Source organism: Microvirga tunisiensis (assembly GCF_009296175.1).
In the GTDB taxonomy this organism is placed as follows: domain Bacteria; phylum Pseudomonadota; class Alphaproteobacteria; order Rhizobiales; family Beijerinckiaceae; genus Microvirga; species Microvirga tunisiensis.
The window spans coordinates 1-2388 of the sequence record NZ_VOSK01000602.1 but is presented as its reverse complement, the minus strand read 5'-3'; the positions used below and the strand labels follow the sequence as shown (position 1 = coordinate 2388).

Below are 2388 nucleotides of genomic sequence, written 5' to 3'. Positions count from 1 at the left end.
GGAGGCCATCAACCGCTACGTGGCTGAAACCAATGCACGTCCCAAGCCCTTCACCTGGACGGCCAACCCAGATGAGATCATCGCTGCCGTCCGGCGAGGGCACCAAGTGTTAGATTCCGTCCACTAGCTTCAGACGTAGCAATGATCTGATTAGACTACAGAGCGAGCTACTTCACGAGAACTGTTAGACTACCAATCGAGTTCTGTTCCAGAAACATCTTGCCAGATCCAAGACCCCTTAGGTCCCGCCCTTGGACTTCTAGACGAGCCACTTGGCCTCGGGCGCGTGTTCCCAAGTAACCCACGAGCATCGTCATTTGGGTTCCTGCTATATAAGCCCAAGACATAGAGGCAGAGAATATGCCAAAGGGCACGGACCGCTTCAGTGGCAGACCGAATTATCACCGGCATATCTGCCATGTGAGCAGGATCCTATTGGCAGTGGATTATGGTTGAAACGTTAGATTGTGGATTACGACGGTGCAGCAGCAATCGTACTGTAGAAGCTGGAGCATTACATCTGTTAGTACGAGCGAATGACCAGTAGCCGCAAAATCGTTAGAGCTTTCCTCGCCTCGCCAGGAGATCTGGTGCAAGAGCGAAAGATAGCTAAAAGAGTTGTCGACGAGTTCAACAACAGCTGGGCAGATCAATTAGGTTGTCAAGTTGAACTTGTGGGGTGGGAGCGGACGGTTACAAGTTTTGGGCGACCGCAGGAACTAATCAATCGAGACCTAGCAGGCTGTGAGCTCTTTATCGGGATGATGTGGAAGCGTTGGGGTACGCCTCCTGATACCACGGGTATGTTTACATCAGGTTTCGAGGAGGAGTTCAAAACTTCCGTAGAGAGAAGAAAGAGGGGAGAAAACAAGCCTGAGATCAACCTATTCTTCAAAGATGTTGATCCAGAACTCGTGCGAGATCCTGGTCCAGAACTACGCAAGGTGCTGGATTTCAAAGCCCAATTGATTGATGAGAAGATTGTGCTTTTCGAAACCTTCGGAAGTGAGGAGGAGTTCCGAGAGAAGGTGCAGCGTTGTATCACGCACTATGTGCAATCCGTGATTAACGCGGATAATGCTGTTGAGAGAGAGCGGGAGGAGCCTCGCTCGTCCGAAGTATCCGGTAGTCGGCCCGTCGAGACTATTTCTTCCACTGGAACATTGTCTGGAGAGGCTGCCAAATTTCTCCTTGAGATCGCCCCAAGGGTCGAAAGGAGAGAAGGTGCACCGGCGCTGGGATCCGTCGAAGTTGCGAGACTTCGGCTAATAGGCGCTATGGAGCAGGTGCATGGTAACGACGAGCATTACCTTGGTGTGCACGATATCAATATCTTATTCGCTAATAGGAACGTCCTCAAATTAGAGGACCGCGAGTATTTTGCGCTTGTTGGGAGCGGCTTAGAGTACTTCTCGTCTGAGAATGCTCCGCTCTGGTTCTGGATAGCAACTCTAGGTGCGAAAGCAGGCAATTTACTAGTGCTTTACTCTCGCCATGGCTCCGCCTCGCACAGAGCCGCAGCGATTTCCGCAATGCGCACCACTGCTGAGCCGATCACTCTCGAAGCGCATACACGAGAGCAACTTCTAGGCTCATGGTTAGGACCAGATATTGACGACATAGTGAAGGCATCTGCTCTTTCGTACCTAGCTGACTTTGGCAATCCGTCGGACCTTCCCGCTATCCGTGCAGAGTTCGATCGGGACAATCGCCACACTAGGACCGAAGCGGTTGAGGCCTTGCTTCGTATTAACATGCGAGAGAGTCGAGTAAGAGCTGTGAAAGCTCTGATTGAGCTTCAGCCTTTAAGCGTCGATGTGAAGCTTCTTGATGAACTCTTTGGGAATGAGGGATCGCTATCAACTCCACTGTTGCTGGACGTAATCAAGCATCGAAATCCTAAGATTCGTGAGATCGCAGCAGGGATCTTAAGACAAAGGAACGCGCTGAGTGTCGCGGTAGCTGAGGAACTACTTTCTGATGAGGATGCGTCGGTTCGTTATGAGGCGCTTAGGGTCCTACATGAATCTGGCAAGCGCTATTCGGATGAAGAAGCTAGCCGTTCCTATTCACCAGAGTTTGTTTCGGGGCCTATTTGGTAGCGCGGGCGTGCCGATCCGCTGCGTTTCTTTCACCGCGGCAAGGTCTGGAACGTGGGGAACGCGTTGGCAGGGACGGGATGGGATGACCGGGGCGATGGCAGCCCCGGCGCTCAGGGCGAGGCCGCCCGGGGCTGGGGTGCCAGAGCGCTCGCAAGACGCCGGACGAGATCCGCTTCCGGACAGCACGAGGCAAAGGCCAGTCGGATGCGGCTGGTGGTTTCCTGCACCCGCACGGCGATCTTGAGCAGGCGCAACCGCAGCGTTGCGAACTCCGCCCGGGCGAGAT

2 protein-coding genes and 1 pseudogene are annotated in these 2388 nt (G+C 53.4%); 2 read left to right on the top strand and 1 reads right to left on the bottom strand.

Going from position 1 to position 2388, the window contains the following annotated elements:
• Together FS320_RS46740 and FS320_RS41845 are read left to right on the top strand one after the other, a co-directional pair.
• Positions 1-127, top strand: a pseudogene (locus FS320_RS46740) (IS630 family transposase); the annotation flags it as partial.
• Positions 128-536: 409 nt separating this feature from the next.
• Complete coding sequence (locus tag FS320_RS41845; RefSeq protein WP_152718450.1) at positions 537-2102, top strand: DUF4062 domain-containing protein; 1566 nt, start codon at positions 537-539, stop codon at positions 2100-2102.
• Between the two features lie 110 nt (positions 2103-2212).
• Here the strand turns inward: FS320_RS41845 and FS320_RS41840 are convergent.
• A partial coding sequence (locus FS320_RS41840) for a transposase (protein ID WP_192926244.1) occupies positions 2213-2388 on the bottom strand: 176 nt, incomplete at its 5' end.

Coding starts and splice junctions, on each gene's coding strand:
- FS320_RS41845 (WP_152718450.1), top strand. CDS start 537: ATGACCAGTAGCCGCAAAATCGTTAGAGCTTTCCTCGCCTCGCCAGGA.